The following is a 15,943-nucleotide window of genomic DNA, read 5'->3' as shown; positions in this document are numbered from 1 at the left end:
GTTCCGCCCCCGGGGGGCGGCCCCGCCGCCCAAGGGGGCGAGGGAAGCGGAGGGCGGAGCCCAAGGAGGCGAGGCGGAACCGGAGCCCAAGGGGGGGCAGAGGCGGGGGGTGACCCCGCCGCCCGAGAGGGCTGGGCGAAGGCACGCCGCCCGAGAGGGCTGGGCGAAGGCACGCCGCGCGAGAGGGCTGGGCGAAGGCACGCCGCGCGAGGGGGCTGGGGGCGATTAGCCCCGAGGAGTGCCGAAGCCGGAGGCCAAGGGCATGCGGAGGCCCAGCGGCGGCGGAGCCGCCAGCGCGTCCGCGACGGCACGGGCGTACGGCCGCCCGAAGAGGGAGCCGAGGACGAAGTCCACGGTCAGGGCCCGCACCTCCGCCCGGTGCTGCCGCAGCCCGTGCCCGTCCGAGTGCACCTCGAACCGGCACGTGTCCCGGTTCGCCTTCTTCACCCGCTCCGCCAGCCGGAACGACAGATCGGGCGCCGCCCACCCGTCCTCCGTACCGTGCGCGATCAGCACCCGCCGCCCCACCAGCTGCCGCACCGGCTCCTCGTCGACCGACCCCCCGGGCAGCCAGGGGGCCCACGCCACCACCGAGTTCACCGCCGGATGCCCCGCCGCCCGGAGCGCCGCCCGGCCCCCCATCCCGACCCCCACCAGACCCACCGGCACATCCCCGTACCGCCGTACGACTTCCTCGACCGCCCACTGGGCGTCCGCCGCGAGCCGGGCGTCCGCCCCGTTCCAGCCGCGCCCCCGGTACCGGACGACATGGGCCCGCAGTCCCTCCGACACGCCCGCCCCGGCCAGTTCGCGCGCGAGGCCGCGCCCGGCCGCGTACGCCACCGCCGAAGGACCCCGCGCCGAATCGACCTGCCCTGCGGGCAGCACCAGTGCGACGCCCGCCACCCCGGCGTCCGCCCCGACGGCCCGCCCCAGCCGGGCGTGCGGACCCGGCTCGACTTGCTGTGTCATGACAGAACAGTCTCAGAACCCGAGATGGACTCCACCCGTCCGCACGGTCACTGTTACGTATCGAGTTGTCCTTCGACCTGGCGTGATCTACGCGCGTAGGGGCTAGAGTGCCCAGATGACGAGCCAGACCCCCACCCAGGGACCCAACACGCCCTCCGCAGAACAGATTCGCCGCGCACCGAAGGTGCTGCTGCACGACCACCTCGACGGCGGCCTGCGCCCCGCCACGATCGTCGAGCTCGCCCGCGAGGCCGGCTACGACAACCTCCCCGAGACCGACGCCGACAAGCTCGGCATCTGGTTCCGCGAGGCCGCCGACTCCGGCTCGCTGGAGCGCTACCTGGAGACCTTCGCCCACACCTGCGCCGTCATGCAGACCCGCGAAGCCCTCTTCCGGGTCGCCGCCGAGTGCGCCGAGGACCTCGCCGAGGACGGCGTCGTGTACGCGGAGATCCGGTACGCCCCCGAGCAGCACCTCGAAAGCGGCCTCACCCTCGAAGAGGTCGTCGAAGCGGTCAACGACGGCTTCCGCGAGGGCGAGAGGCGGGCGAAGGAGAACGGCCACCGCATCCGCGTCGGCGCCCTCCTCACCGCGATGCGGCACGCCGCCCGCGCCCTGGAGATCGCCGAGCTCGCCAACCGCTACCGCGACCTGGGCGTCGTCGGCTTCGACATCGCGGGCGCGGAGGCGGGCTTCCCTCCCACCCGCCACCTCGACGCCTTCGAGTACCTCAAGCGCGAGAACAACCACTTCACCATCCACGCCGGTGAAGCCTTCGGCCTGCCCTCCATCTGGCAGGCCATCCAGTGGTGCGGCGCCGACCGTCTGGGCCACGGCGTGCGCATCATCGACGACATCGAGGTCGACGAGGCCACCGGCGCGGTGAAGCTCGGCCGCCTGGCGGCGTACGTACGGGACATGCGCATCCCCCTGGAGATGTGTCCCACCTCCAACCTCCAGACCGGCGCGGCCACCTCGTACGCCGAGCACCCCTTCGGCCTGCTGCGCAAGCTCCAGTTCCGGGTGACGGTGAACACCGACAACCGTCTGATGTCCGGCACCAGCATGACCCGCGAGTTCGAGCACCTGATCGGTGCTTTCGGCTACACGCTCGACGACATGCAGTGGACGACGGTCAATGCGATGAAGAGCGCCTTCATTCCTTTCGATGAACGTCTCGCGATGATCAACGAGGTCATCAAGCCCGGTTACGCCGAGCTGAAGTCGGAGTGGCTCTTCCAGTAAGCCCCTCTGACCAGCGGTTTCACTCCGGAAATCAACTGATCTCACATCTCACACACAGTCGGCCGGGAATATCAACTCCCGGCCGATCGGCTGTGTTTGCGGGGTGCGGAGAGCTCTGACTAGCTTGCAGAGCCGCTCACTTCCCCCCTTTCTGAGGACGTTGTTTCCATGAAGCAGTCTGCTGCCAAGACCCTCGGTGCCGCCGCTCTCGGTGCCGCCTTCGTCGCCGCCGCCGCAGGTTCCGCCAGCGCCGCAGCCGCTCCCGCCGCCCCCGACGCGGCCGCCACGCTGGGCGCCGTCACCCAGGCCCTCCCGGTGGACCAGGTCGCGAGCAAGCTCCCGGCCGGTGGCCACGAGGCGCTGATGGCGGGCCAGGACGCGCTCGGCAAGGGCGCCATGGCCGCCGTTCCCAACGGTGAGGGCAAGGACCCGGTCAGCGGCCTCCTGGGCGGCCTGCCGACGAAGGGCCTGCCCACCGGCGGCCTGCCCGGCGGCCTGCCTGCCGTCCCGGGCGTCGGCGCCTGATCCGTCGCACCCGGGCACACGAGAAGGGGCGTACCTCCCACGCGGGAGGTACGCCCCTTCTTCGTGCCTACGGTCACAAGGATCTTCGTACGTACGGTCACGAGGACGGGCGACTACCAGGCCGTCTTGGACGTCCGCTCGCCCGGCAGGAAGACCCACAGGCCGAGGTAGATCAGGAACTGCGGCCCCGGCAGCAGGCACGAGGCCAGGAAGATCACGCGCATCGTGGTCGCGGAGGTGCCGAAGCGCCGTGCCAGCGCTGCGCACACTCCGCCGATCACACGGCCGTCGCGGGGGCGGACAAGTGCGGTCATGGCGGGCTCCTTCACGAGCTTCGACGGGGGAGCCTCATGCGAGCTCCCGATGCACTCAATACTCCCGCCACCGCCCGAACCGGGCATCGCCCTACGGTGCCACCCCGACCCTGGAAATCCTCGGGGTCGGCCCGGACACCGTCTCCTCCTCGCTCGGGGTCGCGCCCCCTACCCGGGTACGAGCCAGCTCCCACCTGCGACGGAGCCGGGCCCGCGTCAGCGGTACGACGAGGAGGTGGGCCAGCGCCACCCCCACCGTGTTCAGCAGTACGGCGTCCACGTCCACGACCTGACCCGGCACCCCGGTCTGCCACAGCTCGATGCCCAGCGAGAGCAGTGCTCCGGCGGCCACGGTCCGCAGGAGCGAGACGAAGGGGGACACCCGAAGCCGCCCGCCCGCCATGGGCAGCAGCACGCCCAGCGGCGCGAGCAGTAAGAGCCCGGAGCCGATCCGGTGGGCCGCCTCGACGGGGCCCAGCGCGAGGGCGGCGCGCAGTCCTGCCAGTGGGTGGAGGTTGGGGGCGGTCACCCACTGCACGTCGTCGAGCGGTCGCAGGGAAACCCATGCGACGAGCAGCAGATGCGCGAGGAGGAGAAGACTCCCCGTCACGCGGAAGCGGATGACGGCACTGCCGCTCGGACCTGGACGCACGCCCCCCAAGACGCGCCCCCTGCGGGGATCGGTTCCGAGGTACGGGCAAGACTCCCCGGAAGACGTCGCTCCACCCGGCCCACGCGCCTGCGCCACTGCGCGGCTCCGCCGCCCGTGCGCTCCCGGCTCCGCTGGGGGTGCGCCCCTTGAGGGGCGCGGGGAACTGCGCGCCCAGCCCCAACGCTCCTGCACGTCCGACCCCCAAGCCTCGCGAGTTTAGGTGAAGGGTGGGGTCTCCCCTGCTCGAACGAAGTTGAGAGCTTGGGGAAGGGTCTGGGGCGGCCCGCCGCAGGCGCACCGGGGTGCGGCGCACCTGATGGCGGAGGTAAGGGCGGGCGGCTCCGGGGTGGGCCCGGAGCGAGAGGGGCCGCCCCCTTGCCCGCCCGTTCCGCCCCCGGGGGGGGGGGGCGGCCCCGCCGCCCAAGGGGGCTAGGCGGAAGCGGAGGGGCGGGGCCCAGGGAGGGGACCGGAGGGATGGGGGTCAGGGGGTTGGGGAGCGGAGGTCGCGGAGGGTGGGGACGGTTTCGGGGCGGGCCTTCAGAGCAGCGGTGCACTGGTACTTGCGAGGCGGATCCTCGGAGGGCCCGCCCAGCTCCACCGCCCCGCCCCCGTCATCGGCCGCACTCCCGGAGTACGTGCACACGATCTGCGCGAGCGCGTGCGTGGGCAGGTCGTCGGGCTGCCGGTTGAGCCGCAGCGCCTGCTGCGGGTCGCCCGCCCTGGGCCCGGACACCGTCAGCGAGCCCCGCACGTCCGTGGTGAAGCCCGCCGCCTCCTCCGGCGGCGTCGGCTCCTTCTGCAACTCGTCCAGCAGCGTCTGCGCCGCCCGCATCCGGTCCGCGGCGAGCACCTCCTCCTTCACCGCCACCACCCGCTGCACCGACACCAGCCCCGCCCCGCACACCAGGAACACCCGCACCGTGGAACCCGCCTGGGACTGCTCCCCGGGGTTCTTCGCGGGCACGTCGCAGGACACCCGGGACGGCGCGGCCCCGGCGTCCACCGGCACCTGCGTGGTGCGGATGCCGCAGCCGGTCCCACCCACCAGGATGCCGAGCACGGCACCCGCGAGCGCGACTCGACGACGTACCGACGTCCTGTCCATCGTCGTGTCCATCAGCTCTGCCCCCGCACCTGCGCGTCGTCGGACTGGCCCTCGGGCTCCAGGTCCCGGGGCAGCCTCAGCGTGAAGACCGCGCCGCCGTCGGGAGAGTTCGCGGCGGTGATGTCGCCGCCGTGGATGTGCGCGTTCTCCATGGCGATGGAGAGGCCGAGCCCGCTGCCCTCGGAGCGGGGGCGCGACGCGCTCGCCTTGTAGAAGCGGTCGAAGACGTGCGGCAGGACGTCCGCCGGGATGCCGGGCCCGTTGTCCCGCACCTCGATCACCAGCTCGCCGTCGAGCGCCCGTACGGAGACGTGGACGGGCGAACCGCCGTGCTTCAGGGCGTTCCCGACCAGATTCGCCAGGATCACGTCAAGCCGTCTCGGGTCGAGCCGCACCATCATCTCGCGCTCGCCGTCCAGCTCCACCGCGTCCAGCCACGCCCGCGCGTCCAGACAGGCCGTCACCTGGTCGACGACATCCACGTCGTCCAGCACCAGCCGGGCCGTCCCCGCGTCGAAGCGGGTGACCTCCATCAGGTTCTCGACCAGGTCGTTCAGCCGCCGCGTCTCGCTCACCACCAGGTGGACTGCGGGCGCGATCATCGGATCGAGGCTGTCCGCCTCGTCCTCCAGCACCTCCGCGACCGCCGTGATCGCGGTGAGCGGCGTCCGCAGCTCGTGGGACATGTCGGCGACGAACCTCCGGCTCGCCTCCTCCCGCGCACTCATGTCCGCGACCTTCTTCTCCAGTTGGGCCGCCGTCCGGTTGAACGTCCGTGAAAGATCCGCCAGTTCGTCCGTCCCCGACACCCGCAGCCGCGTGTCCAGCTTCCCTTCGCCGAGGCGCCTGGCCGCATCTCCCAGCCGCTGCACGGGTTTCAGTACGGTCGTGGCCGCCGCCTGCGCCAGCAGCGCCGACCCGAGCAGCGCCAGCCCGGTCGCGATCCCCAGCGACCACGCGAGCGAATTCAGGTCGTCCCGCTCCTGCTTGAGCGAGGTCAGCATGTAACCGGTCGGCCCGCCGCCGATGATCTTCGCGCCGCCCACCAGATACGGCTGGTTGTTCAGATTCGTACGCACCCAGAACAGGTGGTACGGATACGCGTTGCCCGCCGTGATCGGCTGCGCCCGGTTGACCTGCTCCCGAAGCTTCGGCGGCACGTCGTCGAGCGTGAACTCGTCCAGGTCCGAGTACGCCACGACCGGCTTGCCGCCCTCCCGGGTGTCCACGAGCAGCACGCTGAAACCGGGCTTGGCGCTCTCCTCCGCCATCTTCTCGGCGGCTTCCTGGAGTTCGGTCGGCGTGGGCTGCAACGGCAGCTTGGCCACCCGGTCCTGCATGGACTGCCGGAAGTCGTTGAGGGCGCCGTCCTGGGTGCGGGTCAGCACGGCTTCCCGGTTCAGCCAGTACGCGATCCCCGCCACGGACACCGCCGCCGTCAGGGCGACCAGCGCGAACACCACCACCAGCCGCAGGCGCAGGCTGGTCCAGCGCAGCCCGGCGATCAGGGCCCGCTTCGCGACCGTACTCACGAAGGCGTGTCCAGCCGGTAGCCCACACCGCGGACCGTACGGATGAGCGTCGGCGAGGACGGCACGTCCTCGACCTTCGCCCGCAGCCGCTGCACGCACGCGTCGACGAGGCGCGAGTCACCGAGGTAGTCGTGCTCCCACACCAGGCGCAGCAACTGCTGCCGGGACAGGGCCTGTCCGGGGCGGCGGCTCAGTTCCAGGAGGAGGCGCAGCTCAGTCGGGGTGAGTTGCAGATCCTCGCCGTTCTTCGTCACGGTCATCGCGGACCGGTCGATGACGAGCGAGCCGAACGACGCGGCGTCGTTGGCCTCGCGCTCGCCGCGCCGCAGCACGGCCCGGATGCGGGCGTCGAGCACCCGCCCCTGCACGGGTTTCACCACGTAGTCGTCCGCGCCGGACTCCAGACCGACCACGACGTCGATGTCGTCGCTGCGGGCGGTGAGCAGGATGATCGGCAGTTGGTCGGTGCGTCTGATCCGACGGCACACCTCGAAACCGTCGATGCCGGGCAGCATCACATCCAGAACGATGAGGTCAGGCCGCTGCTCACGCAGCAGTTTCAGACCGTCCTCGCCCGTGGCCGCCGTGGCAACACGGTGCCCTTGGCGCGTGAGCGACAGCTCAAGCGCCGTTCGGATGGCGTCGTCGTCCTCGATCAGCAACAGGAAAGGCACTCGGCCATTCTGGCCCATGGGGGCGTACGAGTTCGACAGTTGGAGCGCTCCCATTGCCGGGGCCCGGTCAGAGCCCGGTGCTGGCACAGGTGTGCGACGTGGCCTGTGACGCGCCTGTGACAGTCGCCGGACCTCGTCATGCTGTGTCTGCCCGGGGGCGACCCCCGGACCCCCGGCCGGGTGCGCGGTGTGCCCTGTGACGCGCCTGTGACAGTCGCCGGACCTCGTCATGCTGTGTCTGCCCGGGGGCGACCCCCGGACCCCCGGCCGGGTGCGCGGTGTGCCCTGTGACGCGCCTGTGACAGTCGCCGGACCTCGTCATGAAACTGCGGAGGCAAGCTCTTCATCACACGAACTGCTACGGACTCCACCGACGGGGGGCGCGAGATGAACGCACTGCACAGCACCAACTCAAGCGCAGTTGTCACGCGTCTCCACGACGTCGTACGGAGCGAGCTCGTCCGTAGCGGTGAGAAGTCCGGTGCTGTGACCGGGCGGGGGTGCGGTCGCGGCATCGGACGTCAGCGAACGTCTTCGTACAGCCAGTACATGACGGTCGTCGACGCCCTGGGGGGCAACGGGGGGAACGGGTCCGGGGGGACCGACGGGGGGAACGGGGCAGTTGCCGGGGGGACGTTCGGGGGAGCGTCGGCAGCGCCCGTCACACCGGAGACGTACGGGGAGGGCTCGGGGGAGCGGGCGCACGCGACTGCGGCGGAGGCGGAGTTCACCGCCTACGTCCAGGAGCGCCGCGCCTCTCTGTACGCGACCGCCTACCACCTGACCGGCGACCGCTTCGAGGCCGAGGACCTGCTGCAGAGCGCCCTCTTCTCGACGTACCGCGCCTGGGACAGGATCAGCGACAAGGCCGCGGTGGGGGGCTACCTCCGCCGCACCATGACCAACCTGCACATCAGCCAGTGGCGCCGCCGCAAGCTGAACGAGTACCCGACGGAGGAGCTGCCGGAGACGGTCGGCGACACGGACGCCATGCGCGGCACGGAACTGCGCGCGGTCCTGTGGCAGGCCCTGGCCAGGCTCCCCGAACTCCAGCGCACGATGCTCGTCCTGCGCTACTACGAGGGCCGCACCGATCCGGAGATCGCGGACATCCTCGACATCAGTGTCGGCACGGTGAAGTCGAGCATCTGGCGGTCGCTCCGCCGGCTGCGCGAGGACGATGTCCTCAGCTTCGGCCGTGACGAGGAGGAATCCTTCGGCGAGCTGGTCGCCTGAAGGATGTGAGATGTCCGGTGGCGAGAGCTGCTCGCCGTCGGGCAACGGGGGGACACGGGGGAGCAGGGCCGTCGCTTCGGGGGAGGCGGCGGAAGTGGGGGGAACACGGGGGGAACGGGGGGGGGAACGGGGGGAAGCGGAGCGGGACCGCGTCGGCCGGGGGGTCTGACGGGGTCCCGTTTTCGTGTGCTGCCCCGCTTCGGCATCCGCTTCTGAGCCCGCCGCCTCAGCCTCCGTCGGCCGGTTCAAGCTGCTTCTGCCTCCGTCGGCCGGTTCAGGCTGCTTCTGCCGCCGCTGGCCGGTTCAGGCTGCTTCTGCCTCCGCCGGGCTCCGTACGGGCTCGTTCGCACCCGGACACCGCCCCGCGGCCGCAGCGGCGAGGCGGCCCAGCGCCTCGTGCTTGCCGCACGGGTGCGCGCCCAGCTCCGTGTGCCGGGCCACGATGCCGCGCTCGGCCCGCATCAGCCGCAGCCCGCGCCGCACCAGGAACGGCATCGACTTCCGGCCCTCGCGCAGATCCCGCAGCAGGCGGCGGCGGAACGTCGTGAAGGGCCGACCGCGCAGACACAGCGCGTCGGCGAGCACGCCGAGTTCGCGGCAGCGGGCCACGATGTCCGCCGCGAAGATGCCCTCCGCGATGAACAGGGGCGTGCGGTCGATGTCGAGCGCCTCTTCGCCCACCCGTGCGCTGGTGGCGATGTCGTACACCGGGACGGTCGTCCGGCCGGTCCGGCACAGCTTCTCGATGGCGGCCACCGCGACGTCCGCGTCCCACGAACCGGGTGAGTCCCAGTCGATGTCCGTACTGCCCGTGACCAGCGGCAACGTGGGATCGGTGCACTCCTTGTAGAAGTCGTCGAGACGCAGCACGGGCAGTTGGGCGCGTGCGGCGAGGGACGACTTTCCGGAGCCGGAGGGACCTGCGAGGAGGACGACGCGGGCGGAGAGGGGAGGAGAGCTCACGGGAGACAAGTGTGCGGCATGGTCCCCCTCCGGGTCTCCTCGGGCGGCGGCGTTGGGTGTGGGTGGGGGCGTTCGACTACGCTGCGTGTGCATGTGATCACGCATGTGGGAATGTGCGTGCGGGTGATCCGCCTCGCCCTCCCTCGTTGCTTTCCTCCTCTGTAGACGGGTATTCCATGGCACGCCACGCAGCTTCCAAGCCCCCGCGCCGCAGCCTCCTCCGGGCCGGGCTGACCGTGACCGCGGTGGGTGCCGCGCTGACGGCGGGGGCGGGTGCGGCGCAGGCCGCTCCCTCGGCTCCCTCGGCGGGGGTCGGTCAGGAGTTCGGTGAATTCGGTACGAGTCCGGGGGAGGCGCTCACGGGTGCGCTCACGCACTCGGCGGCGGGAGGGCTCGGTCCGGCCAAGAACATCCGGCTCGACCCGCTGGCCGGGACGGACGTCGATCCGTTGAACAACACGGTGGGGACGCAGGTGGCGGACTTCAAGCCGGTGACCACGGGGGCGGCGACGGGGGCTCTGGCCAAGGGGGGCGGGCTGAAGGACCTGCCGGTGGTGGGGGCGGTGGCCTCCGTGCTCCCTGGGTAGGCGGGGGGTCCGCGCGGGCGGGTGGGGGCTGGGGTTACTGCCGGGGGCTCCGCCCCCGGGCCCCCGGCCCGCCTTCGGCGGGATGAGGCCCCTGCCCGCCCCTTCGCCTAAAGCGCTCGCCGCGCGGCTGTCCCGGATGCGTGCGGGTGTGTTGTGGCTGGGCGCGCAGTTCCCCGCGCCCCTGGAGGACTGCTTCGCAGCCTCCCCCCCCCAGCCGTCGGCACGGCCCGTCCCTCCGAGGGAACCTCGCCTCCCATGACGATCACCGCTCCCGCCCCGCCACGAAGCCCTCTCCGTCACGCCGCCCCCGCCCTCCTCTCCCACCTCGCCGTCCACCTCCTCGGCCTCGCCGTCCTCACCCCCTGGGCGCACCTCCGCGGACGCGGCGTGCGGACGTTGCTCGCCGCCTCCTGGGACTCCATCTGGTACGCCCGCGTCGTCGAGCGCGGCTACGACGTCCTCAACGGGTACGCCTTCTTCCCGCTCCATCCCCTCCTCGTGAGAGGTGCCGGACGCGTCCTTCCCGGCACCACCGAGACCACCGGACTCCTCCTCGCCGTCACGGCCTCCTTCGCCGCCGCCTGGGGCGTCTTCGCTGTCGGCGACCACCTCCACGGCCGCCGCGTCGGCACCCTCCTCGCCGCCCTCTGGAGCGCGTACCCCGTCGGGCTCGTGCAGTGGATGGGGTACACGGAGTCGCTGTTCACGGCACTCGCCGCGTGGTGTCTGTACGCGGTGCTGACCGGGCGCTGGATCGCAGCGGCGAGCCTCGCCTGCCTCGCCGGTCTCACCCGGCCCACCGGCATCGCCGTCGCCGCCGCCGTCGTGGTCGCGGCCGTGTGCAGCGGGAGGCGGCGGGCGTTCGTGGCGGGGCTGCTCGCCCCGATGGGGTGGGTGGGTTACGTCGGCTGGGTGGGGGTGCGTACGGGCCGCTGGGACGGCTACTTCGCCGTACAGCGGCGCTGGAACAACACCTGGGACGGCGGGGCGCAGACCCTCCGCGCCATGCGCGGGCTCCTCGCCCACGAGGTCAGGCCGCCGCTCTTCCTGGTCGTCGTCACCGGGGTGATGCTCGCGGCGGTCGTGCTGTTCGTGTGGTGCGCCGCCGTCGAGCGGCTGCCGCTGCCGTTGCTCGTGTACAGCGGGGTGCTGGTGCTGATCGTCCTGGGGACGGACGGCGTGTACTTCCCGCGCGCCCGCTTCCTGCTCCCGGCCTTCCCGCTGCTGCTGCCAATCGCCCTGGCGCTCAGCAGGGCACGGGCGCGGATACCTGCGACGGTGCTGGTGGTGGGCGGCGCGGCGCTCTTCTCGGCGTACTTCGGCGCGTACATGGCGCTGGTGTGGACGAGTGCCCCATAAGGGCGAACGCCCCGTAAGCGGACGGGGTGGGGCGGGGCGTTTCCTTGGCCGCGCCCCGCGTCCGTAACCGCTGTGGCGTCGACGGCTACGACGTCGTGAGCAGTACCACCAACGCCACGAGGCCCACCAGGCACGGCGCGATGATCTCCAGTGCCCACCGCACCGACGGCTTCCCCTGCGCCGAGGGACGGGACGCCTGGCCCTCCGCGAGGCTCTGGAGGTCGCGGACGATCTGGTCGCTCGCCGCGACCGTCGGACGCTCCGCGCCCGAGGTCCGGCCGAACGGGGTGCGGCTGCCCGCGGGGTCGTCGTGGGCAGCGGCCCGCGACTGGTTGCGGACGGCCTTCTTGCGCTGGCGGAGCGACACCGGAACGGCCCACATCTGGTACTTCGCCCCGTCGGCCAGCACCTCGCTGGAGTAACCGGTGCGGACCGCGTCGACCGACGCCCACGGCAGCGAGATCGTACGGAACGGGTTGCGGATGCGGAGCCGGTCGGCACCCGCGTACACGGCGGGCCTGATGGTGAAGGCGACCACCAGCGGCACGGCGAAGAGCAGACCGGCCACCACCTTCCACGCCGTGAGGGCGGGGCTCCGGACGATCGCGTCGATGCAGAGCCAGGCGGCGACGGCGAGCATGGCGCAGCCCCAGAAGACGGCTGCGCCGGAGCGGAAGACGCGGTCGGCGTACGCCGGCTCGTCGGGACCGCCGGAGCCGCCGGTACCGCCGGACGAGGAAGAGGGGCCGGTGCTTGTCATGCGCCCGATTCTGCCTGACAGGGGCTGTGGAGCCGAAGCCCCTGTCCCGGGTGTGTGACGCGGCTCCCTTCTGCCCCGTTTTCCGCACGGGGTGCCTCCCGTTTCCCCACGGGGTTGCCCCTCTTCTCCCTACGCGGTGCCTCCCTTTTCCCCACGGGGTGGCCCCCTTTTCCCTACGGGGTGGCCCCCTTTTCCCTACGGGGTGGCCCCCTTTTCCCTACGGGGTGTACAGGCCGCTACGCGCGTAGATATGCTCCAGTGGTGACCATGCCCACCTCTGCATCCGCTCCCGCATCCGCATTTGTCGACGCGACCGCGTCCGACAGCGCACTGCGCCGCTTCCTGCACGGGCTGCCCGGCGTCGACGCCGTCGGCCTGGAGGCCCGCGCCGCCGCGCTCGGCACGCGCTCGATCAAGACCACGGCCAAGGCGTACGCCATCGACCTGGCCATCTCGATGATCGACCTGACCACGCTCGAAGGCGCGGACACCCCGGGCAAGGTCCGGGCGCTGTGCGCCAAGGGCGCCCACCCGGACCCGACGGACCGGACGACCCCGAGGGTCGCCGCGATCTGCGTGTATCCCGACATGGCGGCCACCGCCAAGGAGGCCCTCGCCGGGACGGGGATCAAGGTGGCTTCCGTGGCCACCGCGTTCCCGGCCGGACGCGCCGCCCTGCCCATCAAGCTCGCGGACGTGCGCGACGCCGTCGAGGCGGGCGCGGACGAGATCGACATGGTGATCGACCGGGGAGCCTTCCTCGCCGGGCACTACCTCAAGGTCTACGAGGAGATCGTCGCCGTGAAGGCGGAGTGCGGGGACAAGGCCCGCCTCAAGGTCATCTTCGAGACCGGCGAGCTGTCGACGTACGACAACATCCGGCGTGCCTCCTGGCTCGGGATGCTGGCCGGTGCCGACTTCATCAAGACCTCGACGGGCAAGGTGGCCGTCAACGCCACGCCCCCCAACACCCTCCTCATGCTGGAAGCCGTACGGGACTACCGCGCGCAGACCGGCATCCAGATCGGCGTGAAGCCGGCCGGCGGCATCCGCTCCACCAAGGACGCGATCAAGTTCCTGGTGCTGGTCAACGAGACCGTGGGCGCGGACTGGCTGGACAACCACTGGTTCCGCTTCGGCGCATCCAGCCTGCTCAACGACCTGCTGATGCAGCGTCAGAAGCTCAGCACGGGCCGCTACTCCGGCCCCGACTACGTGACGGTGGACTGATCCGCATGACTTTTGAGTACGCACCCGCGCCGGAGTCGCGCGCAGTCGTCGACATCGCGCCGAGCTACGGCCTGTTCATCGACGGCGAGTTCACCGAGGCGTCCGACGGCAAGGTCTTCAAGACCGTCAGCCCCTCCACCGAAGAGGTCCTGTCCGAGGTGGCCCTCGCGGGCCATGACGACGTGGACCGCGCCGTGAAGGCCGCCCGCAGGGCGTTCGAGAAGTGGTCCGCGCTGCCGGGCTCCGAGCGCGCCAAGTACCTCTTCCGCATCGCCCGCATCATCCAGGAGCGCTCGCGCGAGCTGGCCGTCCTGGAGACGCTGGACAACGGCAAGCCGATCAAGGAGACGAGGGACGCCGACCTGCCCCTGGTCGCCGCGCACTTCTTCTACTACGCGGGCTGGGCCGACAAGCTCGACCACGCGGGCTACGGCGCCAACCCCCGCCCGCTGGGCGTCGCGGGCCAGGTCATCCCCTGGAACTTCCCGCTCCTGATGCTGGCCTGGAAGATCGCCCCGGCGCTCGCCACCGGCAACACGGTCGTCCTGAAGCCCGCCGAGACCACGCCGCTCTCGGCGCTGTTCTTCGCGGACATCTGCCGCCAGGCGGGCCTGCCGCGCGGCGTCGTCAACATCCTTCCGGGTTACGGCGACACGGGCGCGGCCCTGGTCAACCACCCGGACGTCAACAAGGTCGCCTTCACCGGCTCGACCGGCGTCGGCAAGGCCATCGCCCGCTCGGTCGCGGGCACGAACAAGAAGGTCACCCTCGAACTGGGCGGCAAGGGCGCGAACATCGTCTTCGACGACGCGCCCATCGACCAGGCCGTCGAGGGCATCGTCACCGGCATCTTCTTCAACCAGGGCCAGGTCTGCTGCGCGGGCTCGCGCCTGCTGGTCCAGGAGTCGATCCAGGACGAGCTGCTGGACGCGCTGAAGCGCCGCCTGTCGACGCTGCGCCTCGGTGACCCGCTGGACAAGAACACCGACATCGGCGCGATCAACTCCGCCGAGCAGCTCGCCCGCATCAAGGCCGTGGCCGACACGGGCGAGGCGGAGGGCGCGGAGCGCTGGTCCGCCCCGTGCGAACTCCCGTCCTCCGGCTACTGGTTCGCCCCGACGCTCTTCACGAACGTCACCCAGGCGCACACGGTGGCGCGGGACGAGATCTTCGGCCCGGTGCTGTCGGTCCTCTCCTTCCGTACGCCCGACGAGGCCGTCGCCAAGGCCAACAACACGCAGTACGGCCTCTCCGCCGGCATCTGGACGGAGAAGGGCTCGCGCATCCTCGCGGTCGCGAACAAGCTCCGGGCGGGCGTCGTCTGGGCCAACACATTCAACAAGTTCGACCCCACCTCGCCGTTCGGCGGTTACAAGGAGTCGGGTTACGGCCGCGAGGGCGGTCGCCACGGCCTGGAGGCGTACCTCGATGTCTGAGACGACTGACGTGAAGCAGTCCGACGCGAAGCGGCTGAGCGTCTTCAAGACCTACAAGCTGTACGTGGGCGGGAAGTTCCCGCGTTCCGAGAGCGGCCGGGTGTACGAAGTGCAGGACAGTAAGGGCAACTGGCTCGCCAACGCGCCCCTCGCCTCCCGCAAGGACGCCCGGGACGCCGTGGTCGCGGCCCGCAAGGCGTTCGGCGGCTGGTCCGGCGCGACGGCGTACAACCGGGGCCAGATCCTCTACCGCGTCGCGGAGATGCTCGAAGGCCGCCGCGAGCAGTTCGTGCGCGAGGTCGGCGAGGCCGAGGGCCTGTCCAAGTCCAAGGCGGGCGCGGTCGTCGACGCGGCGATCGACCGCTGGGTCTGGTACGCGGGCTGGACCGACAAGATCGCCCAGATCGCGGGCGGCGGGAACCCGGTCGCGGGCCCCTTCTTCAACCTCTCCACCCCGGAGCCGACCGGCGTCGTCGCCGTCGTCGCCCCCCAGGACTCCTCCTTCCTGGGCCTGGTCTCGACGATCGCCCCGGTCATCGCGGCGGGCAACACGCTCGTCGTGATCGCCTCGGAGTCCGCCCCGCTCCCCGCCCTCTCCCTGGGCGAGGTCCTGGCGACCTCCGACCTTCCGGGCGGCGTCATCAACATCCTGACCGGCAGGGCATCGGAGATCGCCCCCTCCCTCGCCGCCCACCAGGACGTCAACGCGATCGACCTCACGGGAGCGGGCGCGGGCACCGACCTGGCCCGTGACCTGGAGATCGCGGCGGCGGACAACCTCAAGCGCGTGCTGCGCCCCGCCGCCTCCCAGGACTGGACGGCACCGCAGGGCACGGAGCGGCTGACCGCCTTCCTGGAGACCAAGACGGTCTGGCACCCGACGGGCTCGCTGGGCGCGTCGGGCTCGGCGTACTGAGGCCGTACCGAGGCGGTTTGAGCTGAGCGGACCAGAGCCCCTGTCCTCCCCCGTCCGGGGAGGGCGGGGGCTCTTCCGTCCCGGGCCGTCCCGGGCCGTCCCGGGCCGTCCCGCGCCCGGCTCAGGGCGCCTGGGCGTTTCCCGAGGCGACGAAGGAGATGCTCACCAGGATCACGCCGACGGCCACCAGGGCCGCGACGCCCAGCAGGGAGAGCAGCACCACGCGCAGGGCCAGCGCGGACCGGCTCCGCGTCGCCCGCACCTCGGCGGTGCTCCCGTCCCTGCCCGTGCCCGCGCTGTCCCCGTACCACTCGTCCTGCTTCACAAAGCCCCCTGCTCGTGCTGATCGAGTGATCATTGTGCGTACGGGGCCGACGACTTGCCGCAGCGGGTGGGGTTCCGTTGAGGTCGCGGTGGTGCAGAGCGGCGTCTACCG

The 15,943-nt window shown here is 71.6% G+C and carries 17 protein-coding genes; 8 read left to right on the top strand and 9 right to left on the bottom strand.

The features are described from left to right. Positions 1-225 precede the first annotated feature (225 nt). Entirely contained in the window at positions 226-972 is a 747-nt protein-coding gene (locus tag OG897_RS24640; RefSeq protein WP_266659393.1) for a dienelactone hydrolase family protein, read from the bottom strand. Between the two features lie 115 nt (positions 973-1,087). Between OG897_RS24640 and OG897_RS24635 the strand changes: the two genes are divergently transcribed. Both OG897_RS24635 and OG897_RS24630 read left to right on the top strand, forming a co-directional pair. Continuing rightward, positions 1,088-2,218 (top strand): adenosine deaminase, encoded by a 1,131-nt coding sequence (locus tag OG897_RS24635; RefSeq protein ID WP_266659391.1) that lies wholly within the window; start codon positions 1,088-1,090, stop codon positions 2,216-2,218. A gap of 168 nt (positions 2,219-2,386) precedes the next feature. Beyond that, positions 2,387-2,743: an ATP-binding protein gene (locus OG897_RS24630; RefSeq protein WP_266659389.1), complete on the top strand. Its 357-nt coding sequence runs from the start codon at positions 2,387-2,389 to the stop codon at positions 2,741-2,743. A gap of 113 nt (positions 2,744-2,856) precedes the next feature. Here the strand turns inward: OG897_RS24630 and OG897_RS24625 are convergent, their stop codons facing one another. From OG897_RS24625 to afsQ1, 5 genes are all read right to left on the bottom strand, one after another. Next, positions 2,857-3,057, bottom strand: a complete 201-nt coding sequence (locus OG897_RS24625) for a PspC domain-containing protein (protein WP_266659387.1) — start codon at positions 3,055-3,057, stop codon at positions 2,857-2,859. Between the two features lie 91 nt (positions 3,058-3,148). Continuing rightward, the gene (locus OG897_RS24620; RefSeq protein ID WP_266659385.1) at positions 3,149-3,709 is read right to left on the bottom strand and encodes a VanZ family protein; all 561 of its coding nucleotides are present in this window, start codon (positions 3,707-3,709) and stop codon (positions 3,149-3,151) included. 481 nt (positions 3,710-4,190) lie between these two features. Then, complete coding sequence (locus OG897_RS24615; protein WP_266659383.1) at positions 4,191-4,826, bottom strand: hypothetical protein; 636 nt, start codon at positions 4,824-4,826, stop codon at positions 4,191-4,193. Beyond that, positions 4,826-6,346, bottom strand: a complete 1,521-nt coding sequence (locus OG897_RS24610) for a cell wall metabolism sensor histidine kinase WalK (RefSeq protein ID WP_266659381.1) — start codon at positions 6,344-6,346, stop codon at positions 4,826-4,828. Before OG897_RS24610 ends, OG897_RS24615 begins: the two co-directional genes overlap by 1 nt. Continuing rightward, positions 6,343-7,020, bottom strand: a complete 678-nt coding sequence (gene afsQ1 / locus OG897_RS24605; protein WP_189820919.1) for a two-component system response regulator AfsQ1 — start codon at positions 7,018-7,020, stop codon at positions 6,343-6,345. Before afsQ1 ends, OG897_RS24610 begins: the two co-directional genes overlap by 4 nt. 387 nt (positions 7,021-7,407) lie before the next feature. Between afsQ1 and OG897_RS24600 the strand changes: the two genes are divergently transcribed. Continuing rightward, positions 7,408-8,256, top strand: coding sequence for a SigE family RNA polymerase sigma factor (locus OG897_RS24600; RefSeq protein ID WP_266659378.1), 849 nt, complete (start codon positions 7,408-7,410; stop codon positions 8,254-8,256). Between the two features lie 303 nt (positions 8,257-8,559). Here the strand turns inward: OG897_RS24600 and OG897_RS24595 are convergent, their stop codons facing one another. Beyond that, the gene (locus OG897_RS24595) at positions 8,560-9,219 is read right to left on the bottom strand and encodes a uridine kinase (RefSeq protein ID WP_266659376.1); all 660 of its coding nucleotides are present in this window, start codon (positions 9,217-9,219) and stop codon (positions 8,560-8,562) included. 176 nt (positions 9,220-9,395) lie between these two features. On the opposite strand from OG897_RS24595, the gene OG897_RS24590 reads away from it, so the two are divergent. Continuing rightward, positions 9,396-9,806: a hypothetical protein gene (locus OG897_RS24590; RefSeq protein ID WP_266659374.1), complete on the top strand. Its 411-nt coding sequence runs from the start codon at positions 9,396-9,398 to the stop codon at positions 9,804-9,806. A 255-nt stretch (positions 9,807-10,061) separates the two neighbouring features. Then, positions 10,062-11,165 carry a hypothetical protein gene (locus OG897_RS24585; protein ID WP_266659372.1) on the top strand — a complete coding sequence of 368 codons (1,104 nt, stop codon included), beginning with the start codon at positions 10,062-10,064 and terminating at the stop codon, positions 11,163-11,165. 85 nt (positions 11,166-11,250) lie between these two features. On the opposite strand, the gene OG897_RS24580 is transcribed toward OG897_RS24585, so the two are convergent. Continuing rightward, a complete protein-coding gene (locus OG897_RS24580) occupies positions 11,251-11,925 on the bottom strand; it encodes a PH domain-containing protein (protein ID WP_266659370.1) in 675 nt (224 codons plus the stop codon). A 267-nt stretch (positions 11,926-12,192) separates the two neighbouring features. Here OG897_RS24580 and deoC point away from each other — a divergent pair, with 267 nt between their 5' ends. The 3 genes from deoC to OG897_RS24565 are packed head-to-tail and all read left to right on the top strand — an operon-like array spanning position 12,193 to position 15,507. Next, positions 12,193-13,155 (top strand): deoxyribose-phosphate aldolase, encoded by a 963-nt coding sequence (gene deoC / locus OG897_RS24575; protein ID WP_266659368.1) that lies wholly within the window; start codon positions 12,193-12,195, stop codon positions 13,153-13,155. Continuing rightward, the gene (locus OG897_RS24570) at positions 13,155-14,591 is read left to right on the top strand and encodes an aldehyde dehydrogenase family protein (protein ID WP_266660459.1); all 1,437 of its coding nucleotides are present in this window, start codon (positions 13,155-13,157) and stop codon (positions 14,589-14,591) included. Before deoC ends, OG897_RS24570 begins: the two co-directional genes overlap by 1 nt. After that, the gene (locus OG897_RS24565; RefSeq protein WP_266659366.1) at positions 14,584-15,507 is read left to right on the top strand and encodes an aldehyde dehydrogenase; all 924 of its coding nucleotides are present in this window, start codon (positions 14,584-14,586) and stop codon (positions 15,505-15,507) included. The genes OG897_RS24570 and OG897_RS24565 overlap by 8 nt, the downstream gene beginning before the upstream one ends. 121 nt (positions 15,508-15,628) lie before the next feature. On the opposite strand, the gene OG897_RS24560 is transcribed toward OG897_RS24565, so the two are convergent. Continuing rightward, a complete protein-coding gene (locus OG897_RS24560; RefSeq protein ID WP_266659364.1) occupies positions 15,629-15,832 on the bottom strand; it encodes a hypothetical protein in 204 nt (67 codons plus the stop codon). Positions 15,833-15,943 lie beyond the last annotated feature (111 nt).

The sequence above is a fragment of the Streptomyces sp. NBC_00237 genome (assembly GCF_026342435.1).
Lineage (GTDB): Bacteria > Actinomycetota > Actinomycetes > Streptomycetales > Streptomycetaceae > Streptomyces.
The sequence above is the reverse complement of the archived record's forward strand: the minus strand, read 5'-3'. Positions and strand labels throughout refer to the sequence as shown.